Origin of the sequence: Streptomyces collinus, assembly GCF_031348265.1 — a bacterium.
Taxonomy (GTDB): Bacteria; Actinomycetota; Actinomycetes; order Streptomycetales; family Streptomycetaceae; genus Streptomyces; species Streptomyces collinus.
On the sequence record NZ_CP133771.1, the window covers coordinates 7,750,682 to 7,773,234 of the forward strand.

Annotated in this window: 21 protein-coding genes and 1 tRNA gene; 12 read left to right on the top strand and 10 right to left on the bottom strand. The window is 72.3% G+C overall.

All coding sequences use genetic code 11. The features are described from left to right. Positions 1–12: 12 nt before the first annotated feature. Positions 13–990, bottom strand: a complete 978-nt coding sequence (gene iolC, locus RFN52_RS34970; protein WP_184852497.1) for a 5-dehydro-2-deoxygluconokinase — start codon at positions 988–990, stop codon at positions 13–15. Positions 991–1,312: 322 nt separating this feature from the next. On the opposite strand from iolC, the gene RFN52_RS34975 reads away from it, so the two are divergent. Genes RFN52_RS34975 through RFN52_RS34995 form a run of 5 tightly spaced genes read left to right on the top strand, consistent with a single transcriptional unit; the run spans position 1,313 to position 6,267 of the window. After that, on the top strand, positions 1,313–2,332 hold the full coding sequence (locus RFN52_RS34975) for a sugar ABC transporter substrate-binding protein (protein WP_184852500.1): 1,020 nt from the start codon (positions 1,313–1,315) through the stop codon (positions 2,330–2,332). Beyond that, positions 2,332–3,408, top strand: a complete 1,077-nt coding sequence (locus RFN52_RS34980; RefSeq protein ID WP_184852501.1) for an ABC transporter permease — start codon at positions 2,332–2,334, stop codon at positions 3,406–3,408. Before RFN52_RS34975 ends, RFN52_RS34980 begins: the two co-directional genes overlap by 1 nt. A 5-nt stretch (positions 3,409–3,413) precedes the next feature. Next, positions 3,414–4,325, top strand: a complete 912-nt coding sequence (locus tag RFN52_RS34985) for an ATP-binding cassette domain-containing protein (RefSeq protein ID WP_184852503.1) — start codon at positions 3,414–3,416, stop codon at positions 4,323–4,325. A gap of 1 nt (position 4,326) precedes the next feature. After that, entirely contained in the window at positions 4,327–5,229 is a 903-nt protein-coding gene (locus RFN52_RS34990; RefSeq protein WP_184852506.1) for a sugar phosphate isomerase/epimerase family protein, read from the top strand. Between the two features lie 18 nt (positions 5,230–5,247). Beyond that, complete coding sequence (locus tag RFN52_RS34995) at positions 5,248–6,267, top strand: Gfo/Idh/MocA family protein (protein WP_184852509.1); 1,020 nt, start codon at positions 5,248–5,250, stop codon at positions 6,265–6,267. Between the two features lie 39 nt (positions 6,268–6,306). Here the strand turns inward: RFN52_RS34995 and RFN52_RS35000 are convergent, their stop codons facing one another. The 4 genes from RFN52_RS35000 to RFN52_RS35015 all read right to left on the bottom strand — a co-directional run bounded on the left by RFN52_RS35000 (position 6,307) and on the right by RFN52_RS35015 (position 10,407). Further along, complete coding sequence (locus tag RFN52_RS35000; RefSeq protein ID WP_184852511.1) at positions 6,307–7,323, bottom strand: Gfo/Idh/MocA family protein; 1,017 nt, start codon at positions 7,321–7,323, stop codon at positions 6,307–6,309. Continuing rightward, positions 7,320–8,324: a Gfo/Idh/MocA family protein gene (locus tag RFN52_RS35005; RefSeq protein ID WP_184852513.1), complete on the bottom strand. Its 1,005-nt coding sequence runs from the start codon at positions 8,322–8,324 to the stop codon at positions 7,320–7,322. The genes RFN52_RS35000 and RFN52_RS35005 overlap by 4 nt, the downstream gene beginning before the upstream one ends. Positions 8,325–8,465: 141 nt before the next feature. Beyond that, positions 8,466–9,242, bottom strand: coding sequence for an SDR family oxidoreductase (locus RFN52_RS35010; protein WP_184852515.1), 777 nt, complete (start codon positions 9,240–9,242; stop codon positions 8,466–8,468). A 7-nt stretch (positions 9,243–9,249) separates the two neighbouring features. Next, on the bottom strand, positions 9,250–10,407 hold the full coding sequence (locus RFN52_RS35015; protein ID WP_184852517.1) for a phytanoyl-CoA dioxygenase family protein: 1,158 nt from the start codon (positions 10,405–10,407) through the stop codon (positions 9,250–9,252). A 108-nt stretch (positions 10,408–10,515) separates the two neighbouring features. On the opposite strand from RFN52_RS35015, the gene RFN52_RS35020 reads away from it, so the two are divergent. Both RFN52_RS35020 and RFN52_RS35025 read left to right on the top strand, forming a co-directional pair. Next, a complete protein-coding gene (locus RFN52_RS35020; protein WP_184852519.1) occupies positions 10,516–11,547 on the top strand; it encodes a LacI family DNA-binding transcriptional regulator in 1,032 nt (343 codons plus the stop codon). Positions 11,548–11,610: 63 nt separating this feature from the next. After that, the gene (locus RFN52_RS35025; RefSeq protein ID WP_184852521.1) at positions 11,611–12,222 is read left to right on the top strand and encodes a TMEM175 family protein; all 612 of its coding nucleotides are present in this window, start codon (positions 11,611–11,613) and stop codon (positions 12,220–12,222) included. Between the two features lie 9 nt (positions 12,223–12,231). Here the strand turns inward: RFN52_RS35025 and RFN52_RS35030 are convergent, their stop codons facing one another. Beyond that, positions 12,232–13,395, bottom strand: a complete 1,164-nt coding sequence (locus RFN52_RS35030; protein WP_184852524.1) for a Gfo/Idh/MocA family protein — start codon at positions 13,393–13,395, stop codon at positions 12,232–12,234. A gap of 111 nt (positions 13,396–13,506) precedes the next feature. Between RFN52_RS35030 and RFN52_RS35035 the strand changes: the two genes are divergently transcribed. Continuing rightward, a complete protein-coding gene (locus RFN52_RS35035; RefSeq protein ID WP_184852527.1) occupies positions 13,507–14,505 on the top strand; it encodes a LacI family DNA-binding transcriptional regulator in 999 nt (332 codons plus the stop codon). 12 nt (positions 14,506–14,517) lie between these two features. Here RFN52_RS35035 and RFN52_RS35040 read toward each other — a convergent pair whose 3' ends face one another. Then, positions 14,518–14,862 (bottom strand): cupin domain-containing protein, encoded by a 345-nt coding sequence (locus tag RFN52_RS35040; protein ID WP_161367280.1) that lies wholly within the window; start codon positions 14,860–14,862, stop codon positions 14,518–14,520. A gap of 340 nt (positions 14,863–15,202) precedes the next feature. On the opposite strand from RFN52_RS35040, the gene RFN52_RS35045 reads away from it, so the two are divergent. From RFN52_RS35045 to RFN52_RS40155, 3 genes are all read left to right on the top strand, one after another. Then, complete coding sequence (locus RFN52_RS35045; RefSeq protein WP_184852530.1) at positions 15,203–15,442, top strand: hypothetical protein; 240 nt, start codon at positions 15,203–15,205, stop codon at positions 15,440–15,442. Between the two features lie 43 nt (positions 15,443–15,485). Then, positions 15,486–15,559, top strand: a tRNA-Pro gene (locus tag RFN52_RS35050). Positions 15,560–15,769: 210 nt separating this feature from the next. Beyond that, positions 15,770–15,847 carry a 50S ribosomal protein bL37 gene (locus RFN52_RS40155; protein ID WP_370443954.1) on the top strand — a complete coding sequence of 26 codons (78 nt, stop codon included), beginning with the start codon at positions 15,770–15,772 and terminating at the stop codon, positions 15,845–15,847. 102 nt (positions 15,848–15,949) lie between these two features. On the opposite strand, the gene RFN52_RS35055 is transcribed toward RFN52_RS40155, so the two are convergent. The 3 genes from RFN52_RS35055 to absR1 all read right to left on the bottom strand — a co-directional run bounded on the left by RFN52_RS35055 (position 15,950) and on the right by absR1 (position 20,563). After that, positions 15,950–17,665 (bottom strand): FAD-dependent monooxygenase, encoded by a 1,716-nt coding sequence (locus RFN52_RS35055; protein WP_184854147.1) that lies wholly within the window; start codon positions 17,663–17,665, stop codon positions 15,950–15,952. An 83-nt stretch (positions 17,666–17,748) separates the two neighbouring features. Further along, complete coding sequence (locus RFN52_RS35060) at positions 17,749–19,002, bottom strand: cation:proton antiporter (protein ID WP_184852533.1); 1,254 nt, start codon at positions 19,000–19,002, stop codon at positions 17,749–17,751. Positions 19,003–19,477: 475 nt separating this feature from the next. Next, positions 19,478–20,563, bottom strand: a complete 1,086-nt coding sequence (absR1, locus tag RFN52_RS35065) for a beta-glucuronidase AbsR1 (protein ID WP_184852536.1) — start codon at positions 20,561–20,563, stop codon at positions 19,478–19,480. 99 nt (positions 20,564–20,662) lie between these two features. Here absR1 and RFN52_RS35070 point away from each other — a divergent pair, with 99 nt between their 5' ends. Continuing rightward, positions 20,663–22,381 carry a LuxR family transcriptional regulator AbsR2 gene (locus RFN52_RS35070; RefSeq protein ID WP_184852539.1) on the top strand — a complete coding sequence of 573 codons (1,719 nt, stop codon included), beginning with the start codon at positions 20,663–20,665 and terminating at the stop codon, positions 22,379–22,381. Positions 22,382–22,553 lie beyond the last annotated feature (172 nt).

Here is a 22,553-nt window from a genome sequence, read left to right on the forward strand (position 1 = left end):
GAAGGCTCCGTTTCAGTGGCTCGTGCTCGGCGACGGCACCCCGGCGAGGAGGTCCGCGACCTCCGACTCGGTGGGCATCGCGGAGGAGCAGGCGAGGCGCGAGGCGACGAGGGCGCCGGCGGCGTTGGCGTGGCGCATGGTCTTCTCCAGGTCCCAGCCGCCGAGCAGACCGTGGCAGAGCGAGCCGCCGAAGGCGTCGCCCGCGCCGAGGCCGTTGACCACCTCGACGGGCACCGGCGGCACCTCGGCCCGGGTGCCGTCGCGGTGCACGGCCAGGACGCCCTTGGGGCCCTGCTTGACGACGGCCAGCTCCACGCCGGCCTCCAGCAGCGCGTCCGCGCAGGCCTGCGGCTCGCGCACGCCGGTGGCGATCTCGCACTCGTCGAGGTTGCCGACGGCGACCGTGGCGTGCCGCAGGGCCTCGCGGTAGTACGGGCGGGCCTCCTCCGGGTCGCGCCAGAACATCGGGCGCCAGTCGAGGTCGAAGACGGTGATGCCGGACTTGTCGCGGGCCTTGAGGGCGGCGAGCGTGGCGGAGCGGCTGGGCTCCTCGCTCAGGCCGGTGCCGGTGATCCAGAAGATCCGGGCGCCGCGGATGGCGAAGAAGTCCAGCTCGTCGGTGTGGATCTCCAGGTCCGGCGCCTTGGGGCGGCGGTAGAAGTACAGCGGGAAGTCGTCCGGCGGGAAGATCTCGCAGAACGTGACCGGCGTCGGGTACGCGCCGACCGGGGTGACCCAGCGGTCGTCGACGCCGAAGTCCTTCAGCGCCTCGTGCAGATACGTGCCGAAGGGGTCGTCGCCGGTGCGCGTGATCACCGCCGTGCGGCGTCCGAGGCGGGCTGCGGCGACCGCCACATTGGCCGCGGAACCTCCCAGGAATTTTCCGAAAGTCTCCACGTCGGCCAGGGGGACGCCGGTCTGCAGGGGGTAGAGGTCGACCCCGATGCGGCCCATCGTGATCACATCGAAATACTGGGCTGGCTCGGCCATGCGCGACCTCCTCGGGAAGCTGGGGATGCGGGTCCTGGGGCGCCCTGACACGGTGGGGGCGTGGATCCACGGGACCTGCCGCCTCCCAGGTGTAGGTCTCGGAGGGCGGTGCTGTCAATAGTTTGTACTTACATTCGGACCTGCTTGTGAAATGATGTCTTAACAAAGTATTGACAGCGGGCCTGGCAGCGACTTGTATCCCGTGCCATCGCAACAGTCGGTTTGCGGCATCATGATCCGGACTCCGTAAGGCTCCGGGACCACGGATCCCTTCGTGATCCCTTCCTTTCCCCCGCAGTAGCACAGTGAGGTGCCAGGAAAGATGGACCGCTCTTCTCACCCCCGCTCCCGCAGGTTCGCGCCCGTCATCGCCGTGGCCGCAGCAGCGGCCCTGACCCTCGCCGGCTGCTCCAGCAGTTCCGGAGGCAAGAAGTCCGAGGAAGGCGCCGCGAACGCCTCGGCGGGCAAGGCGACCACCCCGCGCATGACCGTCGCCCTGGTCACGCACCAGGCGCCCGGCGACACCTTCTGGGACACCGTCCGCAAGGGCGCCGAGGTCGCGGCCGCCAAGGACAACATCAAGCTCGTCTACTCCGCCGACCCGAACGCGGGCAACCAGGCCAACCTCGTCCAGAACGCGATCGACCAGAAGGTCGACGGCATCGCCGTCACCCTCGCCAAGCCGGACGCCCTCAAGGGCGTCATAGGCAAGGCCGAGAGCGCCGGGATACCCGTCGTCGGCCTCAACTCCGGCCTGAGCGACTGGAAGAAGCTCAACCTGCTGGAGTTCTTCGGCCAGGACGAGTCCGTCGCGGGCGAGGCCTTCGGCAAGAAGCTCAACGAGGTCGGTGCCAAGAAGGTCCTCTGCGTCATGCAGGAGCAGGGCAACGTCGGCCTCACCCAGCGCTGCGACGGTGTGGCGAAGACCTTCGAGGGCAAGGTCGACCCGCAGAACGTCAACGGCACCGACATGCCGTCCGTGAAGTCGACGATCACGGCCAAGCTGAAGCAGGACCCGTCCATCGACTACGTCGTCACGCTCGGCGCCCCCTTCGCGCTGACGGCCGTGCAGTCGGCCGAGGACGCCGGCAGCAAGGCGAAGATCGCCACCTTCGACCTCAACAAGGACCTGATCAAGTCCATCAAGGCCGGCGACATCCAGTTCGCCGTCGACCAGCAGCCCTACCTCCAGGGCTACCTGGCCGTCGACGGCCTGTGGCTCTACAAGAACAACGGCAACTACAGCGGCGGCGGCGAGCAGCCCGTGCTGACCGGCCCGGCCTTCGTCGACAAGTCGAACGTCGACAAGATCGGGGAGTTCGCCGCGAAGGGCACCCGGTGATGAGCATGACCCAGCAGGCCACGCCGGCGGTGGGAACACCGCCGGCCCCCGGCCAGAAGCAGTCCGACGGCCGGACGCGGCAGCGCCCGCTGGCGCTGCGGCTGCTGGCCCGGCCCGAGGTCGGGGTCTTCCTCGGCGCCGTCGCCGTGCTCGTGTTCTTCCTGTTCGCCGCTCCGCCGGTACGTGACGGCAGCTCGATGGCGAACATCCTGTACCAGTCGTCGACCATCGGGATCATGGCGCTGCCCGTGGCCCTGCTGATGATCGGCGGCGAGTTCGACCTGTCCGCCGGTGTCGCCGTGATCACCTCGGCGCTGACCGCGTCGATGCTCAGCTACCAGCTGACCATGAACGTCTGGGTCGGCGTGATCGTCGCCCTGCTCGTCTCGCTCGCGATCGGCGCCTTCAACGGCTGGCTGCTGGTGAAGACCGGCCTGCCGAGCTTCCTGGTCACCCTGGGCACCTTCCTGATCCTCCAGGGCGTGAATCTCGCGATCACGAAGCTGGTCACGGGCAACGTGGCCACCGACGACATCAGCGACATGGACGGCTTCGCCCAGGCGCAGAAGATCTTCGCCTCGTCGTTCGAGGTCGGCGGGGTGAACGTCAAGATCACGGTGGTGTATTGGCTGGTGTTCGCCGCCCTCGCCACCTGGGTGCTGCTGCGCACCAAGTACGGCAACTGGATCTTCGCCGTGGGCGGAAACAAGCACTCCGCGCGGGCCGTCGGTGTGCCCGTGACGTTCACCAAGATCTCCCTGTTCATGCTGGTCGGCTTCGGCGCCTGGTTCGTCGGCATGCACCAGCTGTTCTCCTTCAACACCGTGCAGTCCGGCGAGGGCGTGGGCCAGGAGCTCATCTACATCGCCGCGGCCGTCATCGGCGGCTGCCTGCTCACCGGCGGCTACGGCTCCGCGATCGGCCCGGTCTTCGGTGCCTTCATGTTCGGCATGGTGCAGCAGGGCATCGTCTACGCCGGCTGGAACCCGGACTGGTTCAAGGCCTTCCTCGGCGTGATGCTCCTCGGTGCCGTCCTCATCAATCTGTGGGTCCAGCGCACGGCGACCCGGAGGTGACCGCGATGACCAGCAAAGAAACCGGCACCCACGGTGCCGTCCTGAAGGACACCCCGCCCGACGGCGAGCGTCCCCTCGTCGAACTGCGCGGCGCGGGCAAGTCCTACGGCAACATCCGTGCCCTGCACGGCGTGAGCCTGGAGGTCCACCCCGGCAAGGTGACCTGCGTCCTGGGTGACAACGGCGCCGGCAAGTCCACCCTCATCAAGATCATCTCGGGTCTGCACCAGCACACCGAGGGCGAGTTCCTCGTCGACGGCGAACCGGTGCGTTTCTCCACCCCGCGCGAGGCCCTCGACAAGGGCATCGCCACGGTCTACCAGGATCTGGCCGTCGTCCCGCTGATGCCGGTGTGGCGCAACTTCTTCCTCGGCTCCGAGATGACCAAGGGCCCCTGGCCCGTCCGCCGTCTCGACATCGGCAAGATGAAGAAGACCGCGGACGAGGAACTGCGCGCCATGGGCATCGTCCTGGACGACATGGAGCAGCCCATCGGCACCCTCTCCGGCGGCCAGCGCCAGTGCGTGGCCATCGCCCGCGCCGTCTACTTCGGCGCCCGTGTGCTGATCCTGGACGAGCCGACCGCCGCCCTCGGCGTCAAGCAGTCCGGTGTGGTGCTGAAGTACATCGCCGCCGCCCGCGAGAAGGGCCTCGGCGTCATCTTCATCACCCACAACCCGCACCACGCCTACATGGTCGGCGACCACTTCAGCGTGCTGCGGCTCGGCACCATGGAACTCTCCGCCTCGCGCAGTGACGTCAGCCTCGAAGAGCTGACCAACCACATGGCGGGCGGCGCCGAACTGGCTTCCCTCAAGCACGAGTTGAGCCAGGTTCACGGTGTCGACGTCGAAGAGCTCCCCGAAGAGGGGGACCTCACCGCTCCCGTAGCCACGTCCTCGGAAGGAAAGTCCTGACATGGCCCACGCGCTCGACCGCATCCGGGTCGGCTCCGCCCCCGACTCCTGGGGCGTCTGGTTCCCCGACGACCCCCAGCAGGTGCCCTGGGAACGCTTCCTCGACGAGGTCGCCGAGGCCGGCTACTCCTGGATCGAACTCGGCCCCTACGGCTACCTGCCCACCGACCCGGCCCGGCTCACCGACGAGGTGGCCAAGCGGAACCTGAAGGTCTCCGCCGGCACCATCTTCTGCGGACTGCACCGCGGCCCCTCCGAGTGGGACTCCACCTGGGAGCAGGTCAGCAACGTGGCCGCCCTCACCCAGGCTATGGACGCCAAGCACCTGGTGGTCATCCCGTCGTTCTGGCGGGACGACAAGACCGCCGAGATCCTGGAGGCGCCGGAGCTCACCACCGAGCAGTGGCGCAACCTCACCACCGGCATGGAGCGCCTGGGCCGAGAGGTGAAGGACCGGTACGGCCTGGACATCGTCGTCCACCCGCACGCCGACACCCACATCGACACCGAGGAGCACGTCGAGCGGTTCCTCGACTCGACCGACTCCGACGCCGTCAACCTCTGCCTGGACACCGGGCACTACGCCTACTGCGGCGGCGACAGCGTCAAGCTGATCGAGACGTACGGCGAGCGCATCGGCTACCTGCACCTCAAGCAGGTCGACCCGGAGATCCTCGCGGACGTCGTCAAGAACGAGGTCCCGTTCGGCCCGGCCGTCGCACGCGGCGTGATGTGCGAACCGCCCGCCGGCGTCCCGGAGCTGGGCCCCGTCCTGACGGCCGCGCAGAAGCTGGGCGTGGACCTCTTCGCCATCGTCGAGCAGGACATGTACCCCTGCGAGCCGGACAAGCCGCTGCCGATCGCGGTGCGCACCCGCAAGTTCCTGAGGTCCTGCGGCGCCTGACGACCCGAAAGGACGGCCATGACGGAGCGCGCCCCACTCGGAGTGGCGGTCATCGGTACCGGAAGGATGGGCGCCGACCACGTGCGCCGCGTCCACGAAGTCACCAGCGGAGCACGGGTGGCGGCCGTCGTGGACATCGACGCGGAGCGCGCGAAGGCCGTCGCCGCCCGGGTCGACGGCTGCACCGCCCACACGGACCCGGCGGCCGCGATGGCGGCGGCCGACGTCGACGCCGTCCTGATCGCCTCACCCGGCCCGGCCCACGAAGCCACCCTCCTCGCCGCCTTCGAGCACGATCTGCCCGTCCTGTGCGAGAAGCCGCTCACCCCCGACGCGGCCTCCGCGCTGCGCGTCCTCGAAGCCGAACAACGACTCGGCCACCGCCGGGTCCAGGTCGGCTTCATGCGCCGCTACGACCCCGAGTACGCGAAGCTGAAGGCCCTGCTGACGACGGGTCAGCTAGGCCGTCCGCTCATGCTGCACAACCGGCACCGCAACGTCGCCAGCCCGCCCTTCTTCACCAGCTCCATGCTCATCAGCGACTCCGTCGCCCACGAGGCCGACGCGACCCGCTGGCTGCTGGGCCACGAGATCACCGCCGTCACGGTGCTGCGCCCCACCCCCTCGGTCAGCGCCCCGGACGCCTTGCAGGACCCCCAGTTCGTCGTCTTCGAGACCGACGGCGGTGCCCTCAGCGACGTCGAGATCTTCGTCAACTGCGGCTTCGGCTACCAGGTCCAGGCCGAGGTGGTCTGCGAACGCGGCACCGCCCGCATCGGCGACGGCCACGCCCTGGTCACCAACATGGCCGGCCGCTGGGGCGGCACCATCGCCCAGGACTGGACCGAACGCTTCGAGGCGGCCTACGACCAGGAGATCCAGGCCTGGGTCGACGCCACCCGCCGCGGCGAGGTCACCGGCCCGAGCACCTGGGACGGTTATGCCGCGGCGGTGGTGTGCGAGGCGGGGGTGCGGGCGCTGGAGAACGGCGGCCGCGTCGAGGTCGGACTCGTGGAGAGACCCGCGCTGTACGCGTGAAAAGGGCCCGGGGCACGCCCCGGGCCCTTTCCGTGTGCGTCAGATCCTGGTCCGTGGCCGGGGCCCGAAGCCGGCCTTCCGGTAGCAGGCGTCGATGAGCTCCATCGCCGTCACCGCGTCGTCCGCGTCCAGCGGCAGCGGAGCACCGCCCCGCACCCGGGCCGCGAACGCCTCCAGCTGGTACGTGTACGACGAGCGGGTGCCGAGGTGCTCCGTGCGCTCACCCTCGGGCGTGCGGATCACGACCCGGTCGTCCATCTGAGGCAGGACGAAGTTCGGGGCGGTCGCCTCGCCCCGGGAGCCGACGATCCGGATGCTCATGTCCAGGCCGTCGTGTGCCATGTGGCAACGGGCCGAGCCCGTCGCGCCGCCGGGGTACTCCAGGTCGGCGTCCAGCCACTCGTCGACGCCGGGCGCGCCCGCGCGCTCCCCGCCCCGGGCCGCGGTCAGGTGCGGGGCGCCGCCCGCCCAGGGGGCGAGCATCCGCAGCGCGTGCAGGCTGTAGCAGCCGAGGTCCATCAGGGCACCGCCGGCCAGCGGCAGCGACCAGCGCGGGTCGGTGTCCGGCGGCGCGGCGATGGCGACCAGGGCCTCGACGTGCCGCAGTTCGCCGAGTTCGCCGGAGGCCAGCAGCTCGTGGAGCCGCCGGGTGACGGGGTGGAAGAGGTAGTGGAAGGCCTCCATGAAGACCGTCCCGGCCTGCTGGGCGGCCTGCCGTATGTCGGCCGCCTCCTCGGCGTTGCTCGCCGACGGCTTCTCCGACAGCACGTGCTTGCCGGCCGCGAGGGCGGCCAGGTTCCACGGGCCGTGCAGGCCGTTGGCGAGCGGGTTGTAGACGACGTCGACCTCGGGATCGGCGATCAGCTCGGCGTACGAACCCGCCACCCGCTCCACGCCGTGCCGGGCGGCGAACGCCTCGGCGCGGGCGCGGTCGCGGGCGGCCACCGCGACGAGGCGGTGGCCGGTCGCCCGGGCCGGGTCGACGAGGGAGCGTTCGGTGATCCGCGCGGCTCCCAGCACACCTATGCGCAGGGGTTCCCGGCCCGTCTCGCTCATGCCTGCCGTACCTCCTCGATCGTCACGGGGCGGTGCTCGTTCAGCGACAGGGTGCACGCGTCGGCGATCCAGCCCGCCTCCAGCGCGTCCTCGATGGTGCAGGGGGAGGGGCGGGTGCCGGCGACGACCTCGGTGAACGCTGTCAGTTCGGCGCGGTAGGCGTCGGTGAAGCGGTCCATGAAGAAGTCGTGCGGGGTACCCGCGGGGAAGGTCACGCCCGGCTCGACCGAGCGCAGCGGCAGCTTGTCCTCCAGGCCGACGGCGATGGAGTCCTGGAAGCCGTGGATCTCCATGCGGACGTCGTAACCGCGGGCGTTGTGGCGGGAGTTGGACACGACCGCGATGGTGCCGTCGTCGAGGGTGAGGATCGCGCCGGTGGTGTCGGCGTCACCGGCCTCCTTGATGAAGTCCGCGCCGCGGTTGCCGCCGACGGCGTACACCTCGGTCACCTCACGGCCGGTCACCCAGCGGATGATGTCGAAGTCGTGCACCGAGCAGTCGCGGAAGATGCCGCCGGAAGCGGCGATGTACGCGGCCGGCGGGGGCGCCGGGTCGAGGGTGGTCGAGCGGACCGTGTGCAGCTTGCCGAGCTCACCGCTCTGCACGGCGGCGCGGGCGTTGACGAAGCCGGTGTCGAAGCGGCGGTTGTAGCCGACCTGGATCGGCACGTCCCGGCCGGCGACGGCCTTGAGCACCTCGACACCCTCGGCCATGGTCCTGGCGACCGGCTTCTCGCAGAACACCGGGACGCCGGCCTCGACACCGGCCAGGATCAGCGCGGGGTGGGCGTCCGTGGCGGCCGCGACGACGATGCCGTCCACACCGGCGGCCAGCAGGGCCTCCGGCGAGTCCACGACGTCGGCCCCGAACCGCTCGGCGGCGGCCTTCGCGGCATCGGCGAACGGGTCGGTCACGACGAGGGAGTCGACGGCGTCGAGTCCGGAGAGGGTCTCGGCGTGGAAGGCGCCGATGCGGCCGAGGCCGAGGATTCCGATACGCATGGGGTGTTGCTCCTTGTTGCAGGGTGGGGGAAAGCACCCCCGTCAGGGGCGCGGGGCTGTTTCGATGTGCGGCTCCGCCGCGTGGGCGCGGCACGCCACGAAGGCGCCGCGCACGACTGGACGACGAAGCGCGGCAAATCCTCAGTCGAGTCCCCCCAACACGTTCTGATCCCAGTCGATGACCGATCCCGTGACCACCCCGGACCGCTCCGACAGCAGGAACACGACGAAGTCGGCGATCTCGTCCGGCTGCCCCAGCTTGCCCATCGGCAGCTTCGCTGCGGCCTCCTCGCGCCAGTCGTCCCCCGCCCCGTGGAACGCCTTCTGCGTGGCGTCCTCGCCCTCCGTCGCGGTCCAGCCGATGTTCAGGCCGTTGATCCGGACCCGGTCCCAGCGGTGGGCGTGCGCGGCGTTGCGGGTCAGGCCGATCAGCCCCGCCTTGGCGGCGACGTACGGCGCCAGGAACGGCTGCCCGCCGTGCGCCGACGAGGTGATGATGTTGACGATCGTGCCGGGCGCCTGACGCCCCACCATGTCCGCCACCACCGCCTGCATCGCGAAGAACGGGCCCTTGAGATTGATCCCGATGTGCTGGTCGAACAGCTCGGGCGTGGTGTCGAGCAGCGTTCCGCGGGAGGTCAGCCCGGCCGAGTTCACGAGGCAGTCGACACGGCCGTACGTCTGCACGACCCGCGCCACGGAGTCCTTGGCCTGCCCGGCGTCCGACAGGTCGGCCCGCACGTACAGGGCCTTGCCGCCCGCGGCGGTCAGCTCCTCCACCAGGGCCTCGCCGGGCCCGGGGCGCCGCCCGGTGACGGCCGCGACCGCCCCCTCGCGCACCGCGGCCCGCGCGATGGCCGCGCCGACCCCCTGGCTTCCGCCGTTGACCAGGACGACCTTGTCGTCGAGAAGTCCCATCGGTTCCTCAGCTCTCTCGCCGTTCGGCACCGGCCCGCAGCTCCGCCCGGAGCGCCTCCGGCGTCCATTCCTCGCGCAGCGCCCGCCGCATCAGATCCGCCTGCGAGGGCGGGGCCAGACCGTCGACCGGCGGGTCGCTGTCGAGGTTGGTGGGGAAGGGGTAGCCCTCGGCGCTCGCCGCGACCACGTGGTCCAGCCACGCCTGGTCGGCGCCCTCGGCCTTGCGCTTGAGGAGAGCCGGGTACACCGCGTTGGACACGGCCTCCCGGTCCACCGTCTCCATCGCACGCCCGAACGCCGACGACACCTGGAGCAGGTTGGCCATGCGCCGGATGTCCGCGGAGCGGTTGGTTCCGGCCGCGTGGAACAGGGCCGGGTTGAAGAACACCGCGTCGCCCTTCGCGAGCGGCAGCTGCACCTGGTGCGCCTCGAAGTACGCCCGGAACTCCGGGAGCCGCCAGGCGAGGTAGCCCGGCGCGTACTTCTGCGAGTGCGGCAGGTACATCGTCGGCCCGGATTCCACCGGCATGTCGCAGTGCGCGACCGCGCCCTGGAGCGTCAGCACGGGGGAGAGGCGGTGCACGTGCGCCGGGTAGGCGGCGGCGACCTCGTTCGTGAGGAATCCCAGGTGGTAGTCGCGGTGCGCGCTCTGCGCGGCGCCGCCCGGGTTGACCACGTTGAGCTGGGAGGTGACCTGGTAACCGGGGCCCAGCCAGGCGGTGGCCACCAGGGCGAGGATCTCGTTCGCGTAGTAGTCGGCGAACGCCTCCGCGTCGTAGAGTGCCGCCTTCTCCAGCGCGTTCCACACCCGGTCGTTGGCGCCCGGCTTGGCGAAGTGGTCACCGGCGGCAGCGCCCGAGGCGCGCTGCTCGGCGATCAGCGCCTCGAACACCTCGGTGGCCCGGTCCACGACCCGGGGGTCGGGAAAGGCGCCGCGGAAGACCACGATGCCGGGCCCGTCGGCGAGCGCCCGCACCAGCTCGGCCTGGACCACCCGGTCGCCTTCGAGCAGGCCGCAGTCGTAGACGAGCACGTTCCGCTCCACGGCGGAGGCGTGCGGATAGTCGACGGGGTCCGTGGCCTGCTCGACCAGCGCGCGGAACGCGTCGAGATCGCAGTCCTGTTCGGACAGCCAGGAACGGTGGTGGACGGAGGTGAAGGACATCGTCGTCCCTTCGGGGTCACGGAGCGACGCAGCCCTGTCATTCTTGTCAGTACAAACACCTCGAACAACCAGCAGTGAGCCATCAAAAACCCCTCAAGGAGCCGGCGCATGGGCCACCCGTTCCCGATCCGGGAGATCGCACGTCAGGCGGGCCTGAGCGAGGCGACCGTCGACCGGGTGCTGAACGGCAGGGGAGGCGTGCGCGAGAGCACCGCGCGGGAGGTCCGCCAGGCCATCGCCGACCTCGACCGGCAGCGCACCCAGGTCCGGCTCGTCGGCCGCACGTTCATGGTCGACATCGTGATGCAGGCGCCCGAGCGGTTCACTACGGCCATCCGCGCCGCCCTGGAGGCGGAACTGCCGTCGCTGCGTCCGGCGGTGCTGCGCTCCCGCTTCCACTTCCGCGAGACCGGCCCGGCCGGGGAGCTGGTGCGGACCCTGGACCGCATCGCCCGACGCGGCTCCCAGGGCGTGATCCTCAAAGCCCCGGACGTCCCCGAGGTCACCGCCGCGGTCGGCCGGCTCGAAGCCGCCGGCGTCCCGGTCGTGACGCTGGTGACCGACCTGCCCGCCAGCGCCCGCCGCGCCTACGTCGGCATAGACGACCGGGCGGCGGGAGCGACGGCCGCCTACCTGATGGACCAGTGGCTGGGGGAGCGCCCGGGCAACATCCTCACCAGCCTCAGCAGCGGCTTCTTCCGCAACGAGGAAGAGCGCGAGATGGGCTTCCGCAGCGCGATGCGCGCCCGGCACCCCGAGCGCACGCTGGTCGAGATCGCCGAGGGCCAGGGCCTGGACGCCACCCAGTACGACCTCGTCCGGGCCGCACTGGAGCGCGACCCGGACATCCGCGCCGTGTACTCGATCGGCGGCGGCAACATCGCCACGCTGCGCGCCTTCGACGACCTCGGCCGCGACTGCGCGGTGTTCGTCGCGCACGACCTCGACCACGACAACACCCGGCTGCTGCGCGAGCACCGCCTGTCCGCCGTGCTCCACCACGACCTGCGCCAGGACGTCCGCGAGGCCTGCCACACCGTCATGCGCGCCCACGACGCGCTGCCGCCGGCGGGACCGACCCTGCCGTCGGCGATCCAGGTGGTGACGCCGTACAACATGCCACCGCAGGCGGCCGTGTGATCCGCGGGCGATGCCGGGCGTGGGTCCGGGAGGAGCCCCGTGCCGGCCCCTACCGTCGGGCGCATGTGGACCTCGCGCCCGGAAGGCGGCCCCGAGCGGTTGGTGACCCTGGTCGACGGTGTGTTCGCCATCGCCATCACCCTGCTCGTCCTGGATCTCTCCGTACCCCGGGAGCTCGACCCCGCCGCCTACCGCAGGGCCCTGGGCGAGCTGCTCCCGGACCTCGGGGCCTACGCGCTGAGCGTCGCGGTGCTGGGGAGTTTCTGGCGTGACCACCGGCGGATCTTCCAGGACGTCCGGGAGATCGACGGCCAGGTGATCGGCATCTCGATCGCCGGCCTCGGCGTCGCGGCCCTCGTGCCCTTCCCGACCCGGCTGCTCGCCGAGTACGGCGCGCAGTCCGTGTCGGTCGCCGTCTACGCGGGCGCCGTCGCCGCGCTGGGCGCCTGCCACCTCGGGGTGGCCACCGTCCTGGCGCGGCGCCCCTGGCTGCGCCACGACAGGCCCTCCGATGCGGCGACCACGCTCTACCTCACCGACAGCGCCACGTCGGTGGTGGTCTTCCTCGCCACCGTTCCGCTGGTCATGGTGACCGGCCCCAGGATCATGTGGCTGTGGCTCGTCCTCGTCCCGGTGAAGGTCTACCTGGGCCGGCGGCTGCAGAACGCGCGCTGAGGAGCGGCCTCACGCCGCTCCGGCCACCTGTGCCCACGCACCGCTCGACGCCGACCGCGCCATCGCGTCCAGAGCGGCCGCGCTGTGCACGGCGTCCGTGAGCGTCGCCCCGTGCGCGGAGCCCTCGGCGACCGACGTCAGGAAGCGGTACGCCTCGATGACCTTCAGGTCGTCGTACCCCATCGCGTTCGCCGCGCCCGGCTGGAACGCGGCGAACTCGCCGTGGCCCGGGCCGACGTAGACCGTGGTGACGGACTGGTCCTGGTACGTCGTGCCGCGGCTGACGCCCAACTCGTTCATGCGGCGGAAGTCCCAGAACACCGCCCCCTTGGTGCCGTGCACCTCGAAGCCGTAGTTGTTCTGCTCGCCGACCGAGACCCGGCAGGCCTCCAGGACACCGCGCGCCCCCGAGGCGAAGCGCAGCAGGCAGCTGACGTAGTCCTCGTTCTCCACCGGGCCGAGTTCACCTCCGGCGGCGCGGCTGTGGCCCGCCGTGGCACCGGCCGGGCGGGCCCGCTCCGGGAGGAAGACCGCCGTGTCGGCCGCGAGGGACGTGATGTCGCCGAGCAGGAACCGGGCCAGGTCCACGCCGTGCGAGGCCAGGTCACCCAGCACCCCGCTGCCGCCCCGCTCCCGCTCGTACCGCCAGGTCAGCGCGGACTCGGGGTGGGCCGCGTAGTCGCTGAACAGCCGTACGCGCACGTGTGTGACGGTGCCGATCTCCCCGGAGGCGATCAGCTCGCGGGCCGCCTCGACGGCGGGCGCGTTGCGGTAGTTGAAGCCGACCGCGCCCTGCACCCCCGCCGCGGCCACCGCGTCCGCCACCGCACGGGCGTCCTCGGCGGTCAGACCCACCGGCTTCTCGATCCAGATGTGCTTGCCCGCCTCGGCCATGGCGACGCCGATCTCGCGGTGCAGGAAGTTCGGCGCGGTGATGCTGACCGCCTCGACCCGCGGGTCGGCGGCCACCTCGCGCCAGTCGCGGGCCGTGGCGGCGAACCCGAACTGCGCGGCGGCCTCCTCCGCCCGGCCCGGCACCTCCTCGGCGACCGTCACCAGCTCCGGAACGAGGGGCAGCTGCGGATAGTGGTGCCGCACACGCGCGTACGCCTGGGTGTGCACCCGCCCCATCCAGCCGAATCCGACGACGGCGACGCCGAGCGTGTCCACCATGAGAGCCCCTCTTTGGACCGTTCCAGAACCTGTCCATGCCACCCTGAGCGGGGTTTGCCGACGCTGTCAACCCTTTGACAAGCCGTGGCGCCGCATGGAACGGTCCATCCCATGAGACAGCCGACGATCCGGGACGTGGCAGAACGGGCCGGTGTCTCCAAGTCGCTGGTCTCCCTCGTGCTGCGCGGCTCCGACCAGGTACGCCCCGAGAAGCGGGACGCCGTGCTCCGTGCCGCCCAGGAGCTGGGCTACCGGCCCAACGCCGCCGCCCGCAGCCTCAGCGAGCAGCGGACCCGCACGGTCGGCGTCCTCCTCAACGACCTGCGCAACCCCTGGTTCGTCGACCTCCTCGACGGCCTGAACTCCCTGCTGCACGCCAACGGCCTGCACATGCTGCTGGCCGACGCCCGTCTCAACCGCCGCACCGGCCAGGACCCGGCCGACCCGCTGCTGGACCTGCGCGTCGACGGCCTGGTCGTGGTCGGCACGCTGCCCGACCCGGCGGCCCTCGGCGCGGTGGCCGAGCGGATCCCGGTCGTGCTGGCCGGCTCCCGCGAACCGGCGCCGCCGGGCGTGGACGTGGTGGCGGGCGACGACGAGCGGGGGGCCCGGCTGGTCACCGAGCACCTGATCGGCCTCGGGCACCGCCGTATCGCGCACATCGCCGGCTACGGCGCGGTGGGCGAGCTGCGGCGCGGCAGCTTCGAGGCCGCCATGCGCCGGCACGGCCTGGCGGAGCGGGCGGTGGTCGAGCCGAGCGACATGACCGAGGAGGGCGGCTACCGCACGACCGTCCGGCTGCTCAGCGGCACCGAACGGCCCACGGCCGTCTTCGCCGTCAACGACATGGCCGCCATCGGTGTGCTCTCGGCGGCCGAGGAACTGGGGCTGCGCGTCCCGCGCGACCTGTCCGTCGTCGGCTACGACAACACGAGCATCGCCCGCCTGCGGCACGTGTGGCTCACGACGGTCGACAACACGAGCCACGAGGTCGGCCGCCGCGCGGCCCGCTGCCTCCTGGAGCGCTTCGAGGGCCCCGGCGGAGCGGGCCGGACCCAACTGGCCACGCCCACCCTGGAGATCCGGGGATCGACGGCTCCGGCGCCCTGATCGCCCCCTCGTTCAGAGGTTGATCGCGTATGCCTTGCGCAGCGTCTCGTGCACTGTCCACGTCGTGCGGTCTCCCTCGCGCAGGACGGCCAGGTCGCCGGGCCCGACCGTGAGCGTCGGCCCGCCCTCCACCTCGATCGTCGCCGATCCGCTGATCACGACGAACAGTTCGTCGGCCTCGGTGTCGGTGACCACGCCGGGCGTGATCTGCCAGACGCCCCGGACCTGCCGGCCGTCCTCCGACTCCCAGACGACCTTGCCGGTGACCTCGGGCGTCCCGGAGACGATCTGCTCGGGCGCCAGGGGCTCGGGTTCGAGCTCGGCGTCGGGGATGTGGAGTACGAAGCTGTGCGTCATGCGGCGACCTTAGTCCCGGTGGGCGGGGGAGAGGCCTCGACAGAGTGTGGGGTGCCGGGCGGTCCGGGCGGACACACCGTCGGCCCCGATCCTGGGGCGTGGGGCGTGGGGCGTGGGGCGTGGGGCGTGGGGCGTGGGGCGTGGGGCGTGGGGCGTGGGGCGTGGGGCGCGGGCGCGGGGCTGCGGGGGAGCGGGAGGGGGGCGAGACCGGAACGGCACCCCGTACAACGCCTTTGTCCGTCTCAACCCCTATGCCCTGGTCGGGAGTTCCCGCCGATTGGCGTATTGTTTGCGGCATATGCCCGGGAGTTGAGATGCCCGAGGGCATGCGACTGCATGCGTGAAGGAGGAGCAGGACGTGGACGAGACGGGGCGACGACCCGCCCGGCGGGCCGGGCTGCCCGGAGGTGCCGTCACGGCGCTCCTGGCCGTGGCGGCCTGCGCCGGCCACGCGACGAAGGCGGATCTCCCCTGGTGGGCCGTCCTCGCCGTCGCCGTCTCGACGGTGGGTCTCGCCGGCTGGACCCGGCGCCCGGACCGGCCGTCGGCGCGGGCCGGAGGACGGCTCCCCATGCGGTAGGGTTGACCTGCGTGATCACGCGGTTCGTCCGCGCGATGCGCAACGGGACGTGGCGCAGCTTGGTAGCGCACTTGACTGGGGGTCAAGGGGTCGCAGGTTCAAATCCTGTCGTCCCGACTCATATGAGTCGCAAGTAAGGGCTGTTTTCGGAGGTATCCGGAAACAGCCCTTCGGTATGTCGGTGTTCCGGTTCGCCCGCGGCCGAGCCGGGGCATCAGCCGTGACATAGGCCACCCGTGTGCATCCGCAGCGTGTGTGTTTGCGTTCGCGTCGGCTGGAAAGTGGCTCTGTAGTCATGTGACCGAAAGCCGGGAAAGAGGAGGTCCGATGTCCTCGAAGCGACGTCGTAAGAAGAAGGCCCGCCGCAAGAACGGCGCGAACCACGGCAGCCGTCCGCAGTCCTGAAGGGTTCTGCGGGAGCGCCGACGCAAACGGGTGGGTGGCGGGTGCCACCCACCCGTTTGCGTTCGCAGGTGCGTCACAGCCCCTCCCGGCCGTCCGGTGCCGTCACAGGCGGAAGACCCGCCCGAGCGCGTCGGCCAGCGCGGGCTCCGTCTCCCCGGCCGCGAGCCGTGTCAGGCGGGCGGCGAGATAGCCGTCCGGGCGGATGAGGAAGGCCGCCGCACCCTTCGCGCCGTACAGTCGCGCGAACTCTCCCGCCTCGTCGCGGAACACGGGCAGGTGCCTGCCGTCCGCGCCGGCCGGGACGTGCACGGCCGTCGCCGTGTCCGCTTCCCGGGCGGCGACGAGGAACGCGGGCAGCGTGCCGCCCGTCAGCCGGCCGGTGGCGGCTGCGGTGTCACGGCAGGCGGTGAGCGCGTCGGCCGAGTCGGCGTAGAGAACCAGGACGTGTCCCCGGTCGCGCAGCAGGTCGTAGAGGCGCAGGGGCGTCATGGCCAGGCCGGTGGTGAGGCCGCGGCAGTCCGGAGCCCGGTCGCCCGGGGCGGGGGAGTCCGCGTCCGCGGGGCCCGCGCCGTTCGCGGTCAGGGGGCTGTCCGGGTAGGCGACGAGCAGTTGCGCCTCGCGCAGCATCACCGTCGCCCTGTCGTCCTTCGCGCTCTGGACGCCGCCCGCCGTGGTATGCCGGACCGTGCGTCCGACCACCTCCTCACCGACCGGGCGGCGTTCGGCGTCGTAGCTGTCGAGGAGCCGGGGACGGGCGCCGCCGTCCAGGGCCAGGGCCAGCTTCCACGCCAGGTTGCAGGCGTCCTGGATGCCGGTGTTCATGCCCTGCGCTCCGGTCGGCGGGTGGATGTGCGCGGCGTCCCCGGCGACGAACACCCGTCCCGCCGCGTACCGGTCGACCAGGCGGTGGCTGATGCGGAACACCGACGACCAGCGCAGGGCGGAAGCGGTGGCGGGCTCCGGCGACAGCCGGTCGACGACCGCCTGGATGTGCTCCAGACGCGGTGCGCGCCCGCCCTCCAGGCCGTGAGGCGTCTCGCCCCGGGCGGCGTTCTGGCCCCGCGTCGAGAGCTCGGGCGGCACCAGCATCGACATGCGGTACCGGCGGTCCCCGGGCAGCGGGATGCAGACCAGGGCGTCGTCGACACGGCCGTCGGCGTCGTGGTGCAGGGACCGTACGCCGTAGCCCTCCGGCAGGCTCCAGTCCACCTCCACGTCGGCGAGCATGTACTCCTCCGGGAACGCACCTCCCTCGAAGGTGAGCCCGAGCTTCTTCCGTACGGTGCTGTGCGCCCCGTCGCAGCCGACCAGGAACCGCGACCGCAGTTCTTCCCGAGCACCGGACGCCGTGACGATCCGGCTCACCACTCCGTCCTCGTCCTGCGTGAAGTCCAGCAGTTCGGTGCCCCGCTCGATCCCCGTGCCGAAGCGGGCGAGGTGCTCCTCGATGATCCGCTCCGTCTCGTACTGCGGCAGGGCCGCGAAGGCGTAGGGGACCTCCGGCGGCAGCCGCAGCTCGAAGCGGGCCTGCTCGACGCCGTCGGCGTACATCACCTGCCCGCGCAGCGGCACGGCCGCCTCCAGGGCGGCGCGCACCATGCCCATCCGGTCCCAGACCTCCAGCGTCCGCGGCTGGACGCCCACCGCCTTGGCGTACGGCAGCCGGGCCGGCAGCCTGTCGATGATCCGGCAGGCGGCCCCCTGCCGCCGCAGCTCCGCCGCCGCGGTCAGCCCGACCGGTCCCGCGCCCACGACCAGCACATCTGTGTCCACCACCGGCGTCTCCTGCCGAGAGCCCCCCTTCCGCTCCGCCTCCATGGTCCACCGCCGCGAGACGGTCAGCGACCTCACGGGGGCCGGGGCGAGTCCGCCGGCGCGTCCGGGACGCCCCCCCGCCGCCGCTATGCGGAGGAGCGCAGTCCGTCGGCCGCCGGCGGCACCTCGCCCTGTCTGGGTTCGCCGGCCGCCGGATGCCGGGGGAGACGCTGCTGCGGGGCCGCGGGCCGGCGGTTCTTCCCGGCGCGGTGGCGCGACCAGCAGCCGAACGCGGTCTGCGCCGCGTAGTGGAGCAGATTGACCGTCACCACGGCCGGGGCGACGATGCCGACCGTCTTCGGGAAGTCGCGTTCGAGGGTGAGAGCGAGCAGCACGGCCGTCAGCCCGTTCTGCTGGCCGAGTCCCAGCAGCACGCGGTCACGTCCGGACAGGCCGCGGACGAAGAGCGGCATCAGCAGCGCTGCCACCACCGTCTGCGCCAGGAACGCCGAGGTGCCGAGCAGCAGTCCCGGCCCGAGCGACACCCCCTGGGCGACGAACAGGCCCAGCAGGGCGGTGGCGAGCAGGAAGGCACTGGTGACCGCCCGCGCGAGAGGACGGGCGAACGCGGGCGTACGCAGGAACAGTCCGGCCACCGCAACGGCCAGCATGAGCATGTTCGCGGCGGCGAGCAGCAGCATGACCACGACCAGGACGACGGCCAGTGGCGTCGCCGGGCGCCGGGGCCGCAGGGGCTCCCTCCCGGACCGCCGCGCCGGCCACAGCCTGCCGCCCGCCCACCACGCCAGCAGGGCACCGGCCAGCAGCAGCGCGTTGAGCGCCAGTCCGAGGACGTACCCCTCGGTACCGCCGCCCACCACCGAGGGCGTGCCCGCGTGGCCGGCCGCCGTGTAGGCGTAGCCGGCGACGTACAGCGTCAGCAGGACCGTCATCGGATCGTCGAAGGACGCCCACGCCGTGAGCAGGGACCGGGCGCGCTGCGACATGTGCCCGTCCTTGCTCAGGGCGGTCACCGACAGCGGGTCGATCTGCGCGACGACGATGCCGAGAATCAGGTACTCCGGGCGGTCGAAGGCCAGGACCATGACGCCCGAGATCAGCCCCGCCTTGAGGACGACCCCCAGCGTGACGGCGGCCACCACGCCCCGCAGGTCACGGCGTAGATCGGCGAGGTCGATGCCGTAGGTGCTGCCGTACAGCCCCACCGCGAGCAGCAGTCCGGTGGTGACGACGTACCCGGTGGTGCCGACGAGGTGCGTCGGGTCCGCGGCCAGGCCGGTCAGGGTCCCCCCGAGCAGCGTGGCCAGCGCTCCGAGCAGAACGGCCGGAACCGCCGGCAGCTTCGAGCGCCGGTCAGGGTCGTGCCGAGACCTCTCCACCTGTCCCCCCATCCCCCGGGTGGTACGCCGCGAGCGTAGTCGGGCCGTAGGCGCCTCGTGCGCTTGTTGATACGGACGTGCAACCGCGAGAGCAATCAAGCGTAGATGCCGGTGCCAGGACGGCGTAACACCATTGCCGGCCGTTCTTCCTTGCACCATGCCCGGGGCCGGCGGCCGCGGAACGCCCGTCACCCGCCCGGCGGATTCACGGGGTTCGGCCGGTGTACCCGTCTTCGCCTCCGGCCGCCCCCGGCGGTAGCACGGCTGTCGATCGTGCGCCCCTGCCCCGGCGGGACATCGGCGTGAAGGAGCGGGTGGCGGCGCATGCGTCTGCGGGCCGCACGCGGCCCATGAGAGCCGGTGCCCCCGGCACATGGCGTGGTCGAGGACGTCACCCACCCCCATGGGCGACGTCCTCGACCGCTCCCCCGGTGCCGGACTGTGGCTCAGGTGTCCGCGCGGCGGATCCGTGCCGTCACCAGCACATCACCGCCGTCCCGCCGGAACCCCAGGCGGAGTACAGGCGTACGCGGACGACGTAGCGCCGGCCCTTGACGAGCCGGGCGCCGATCGTGGCGTTGTGCGGAGTTCCCCCGTCGTCCTGCCCGGCGAGGTAGCGGGGCTCCCCGTCCCGCTCCTCGAAGAGCACCATGACGGCGTCGCAGTCGCCGAAGGCGGCCAGCGTGTAGGTGCGGGTCTCCGGCGGGTCGACGACGAAGTCCGCCTGCTCGCCGGGGCCGATGCCGAGCGGCGCCGAACGGAACGGCACCAGCGCGGGAGAACCCTGCGGATGCGCCGGCGGATACCAGCGCAGCGCGGACTCCTTGTCGGCGGCGGACAGCGTGCCGGGCGGATTCAGGCCCCCGCGGTACTGCTCCGGCTCCAGGATCAGCCCCGGCGGGAACGGGAACCCCATGATCGACTGGGGGTCCCAGACGGATCCGCCGACCTCGTCCGGGCCGAGCTTGCGCAGGATGTTGTAGTGCGTCCGCTCCCTGCTCCAGTGGTGGGGCGGGCCCGCCAGTTCGGCGTACACGGCCTCGTCGTCCCAGTGGATGCCCGCGAACGGGCTCTGGTGCTCGTGCAGCAGGCCGAGCGCGTGGCCGATCTGGTGCAGGGCCGTCCCGCGCTCCCCGGGCGCGGTCAGGTCCCAGCCGAAATTCATGGTGCGTTCCCGCCGCCCGGCCGGCAGCGCCTCCCGGCCCACCCTCGACCAGGAGCCGTCGCCGGCCTGGAACCCTATGCGCAGTTCGGCCTCCGAGCGGTCGCCGACCTCGGCGAAGGTGATCCCGATGCCGAGGTCCTGCCACTCACGGAAACCCGCGCGCACCACGTCCCGCTGCTCCTCGGCGCCGGCCCACGACACCCGTCGCGTCATCCCCCTCCCCGGCACGGGGATGACGGACGCGTCGGAGTCGCCGTCGAAGAACCAGTAGTGCAGGACGGTGCCGTTGACCCACATCCGCCGCCCGCTCGCGAGCGCGCTCAGCCGCTCGGCCGCCAGCCCCGGTGCGAAGGCGGGCGCCGGCGCCTGAGCCAGCGAGCAGTAGCGTGCGGTCATGGGCCACAGCCTGCCCTGCGGCCCGCCCCCGGCGCCTGAGTCGAGGGCTACTCAAGTCGCCCTGTATCAAAGGTGAGTAGCCGCGCTCATGTCTGTGTGATGACTTACGAGCGGGACGCGACGACGCTGGAGCTGCCCTGGCCGTTCGCCGGGCGGGAGGACGAACTGGAGCTGGTCCGCCGGTCGTCGGCCGGCGTGCGGCGCGGCATCGTGGTGACGGGCCCGGCTGGCTGCGGGAAGACCCGCCTCGTGACCGAGGCGATCCGCGGCACCGACTGCGCCCGGGCGGCCGGCACGCCCGAGACCCGGGCCATCCCCTTCGCGGCGTTCGCGCATCTGCTCCCCGAGTCGGTCACCCTGCACCGCGCGGTCCGGCTGCTGTCCGGTGTCCGCACACTGCTGGTGGACGACGCGCACCTTCTCGACGACGCGTCCGCCGCCCTGGTCCATCAGCTCGCCGTCCACGGGCGCACCCGGCTGCTGGTCGTCGCCACCGACGGCGCGCCCGTGCCCGGCGCGATCTCCCGGCTGTGGACCGGTGAACTCCTGCCGCGCCTCGCGCTGGAGCCACTGCCGGAGGAGGAGACCGGCCGGCTGCTCACGGCCGGCGCCGGCCCGCTCGACGCGCTCACCCTCAACCGGCTGCTCCGCCTGAGCCGGGGCGACCTGCGGCTGCTGCGCGACCTGCTGGGCGCGGTGCGCGGGCAGCTGACCCCCGTCGCGGACACCGGCGAACGCGCGTGGCGGGGGCCGGTCCCGCTGACCACGGCCGTACGGGAACGCACCGCCCCTGTCCTCGGCCGGAGCTGCCCGCTCGAACGGGAGGCCCTGGACCGCCTCGCCTTCGCCGAGCCCCTGCCCCCGGACCTGGACGACCTGGACCTCGGGGCTCTCGAAGCGCTGGAGTCGGACGGCCTGATCGAGGTCGACGACCACAGTGGCGTCCGACTCGCCCACCCCCTGTACGGGCCGGTGCTCCGGGCCGCGGCGGGCCGGCTGCGGGCACGTCGGCTGGCCCGGGCACCCGAGGAGTACGCCGCCGCCCTCGACGCCGAGTGCGCGGCCCTGGCCCGCCGGATCGACCGGGCCGACGTACGGGCGAGCGCCGCACCGGTGGGGGAGTGGCAGGTCGCCGAGGGCGGCCCGCTGCCGGGCGGGTACGCCGCGGTGCGCGCCCGCTACGCGCGGCTGCGCGGGGAGGTGCGGGAGGCCGCGGCCTGGGCCCGGGAAGGCCTGCGGAGCGACCCCGCGGACGCCTCCTGCCGGGCGGAACTCCACCGCGCCTCGGCGACGGTGGACAGCCCGGGCGGCTTCGACCAGGCCCTCGCCGACCCCTACGACGCCGTCCGCCTCGGCGCCCCCGAGAAGGTCGTCGACAGGCTCGACGGCGTCTTCGCCCGGCACGCCGATGCCCTCACCCGCGCCGACGGCCCGGACCTGGACGAGGTGGCCGGGGAACTGGAGCGGCGCGGCTTCCTGCTGTTCGCCGCCGAGGCGCATGCCCAGGCCGTACGAGCCCACCGCGACCCGCGCGCCGCCCGGCACTCCCGCACCCGGGCCGTCGCCCTGGCCCGGCGCTGCCAGGGTGCCCGCACTCCCGCGCTGTCCGGGCTGGTCCTCGGCGAACTCACCGCCCGCCAACGGCAGATCGTCACCCTCGCGGCGGCCGGTCTGACCAACCGGCAGATCGCCGAACGCCTCACCCTGTCGGTCCGCACCGTCGGAAACCACCTGTACGGCGCCTACGCCCGGCTCGGCGCGAGCGACCGCGGCGCCCTGCCGTGGACGGCCGACGCGCCGCAGGCCCAGCCGGCCTGAACCGAGCACCCGGGACCGGCGGCCTGACCCGGGCAGGGGGCGGGTCAGGCCGCGCCGAACGTCGAGCCCGGGCAGGGGGAGGGGTCAGGCCGCGCCGAACGTCGAGCCCGGGCGGGGGAGGGGTTTAGGCCGCGCCGAACGTCGAGCCCGGGCAGGGGCGGGTTAGGCCGCG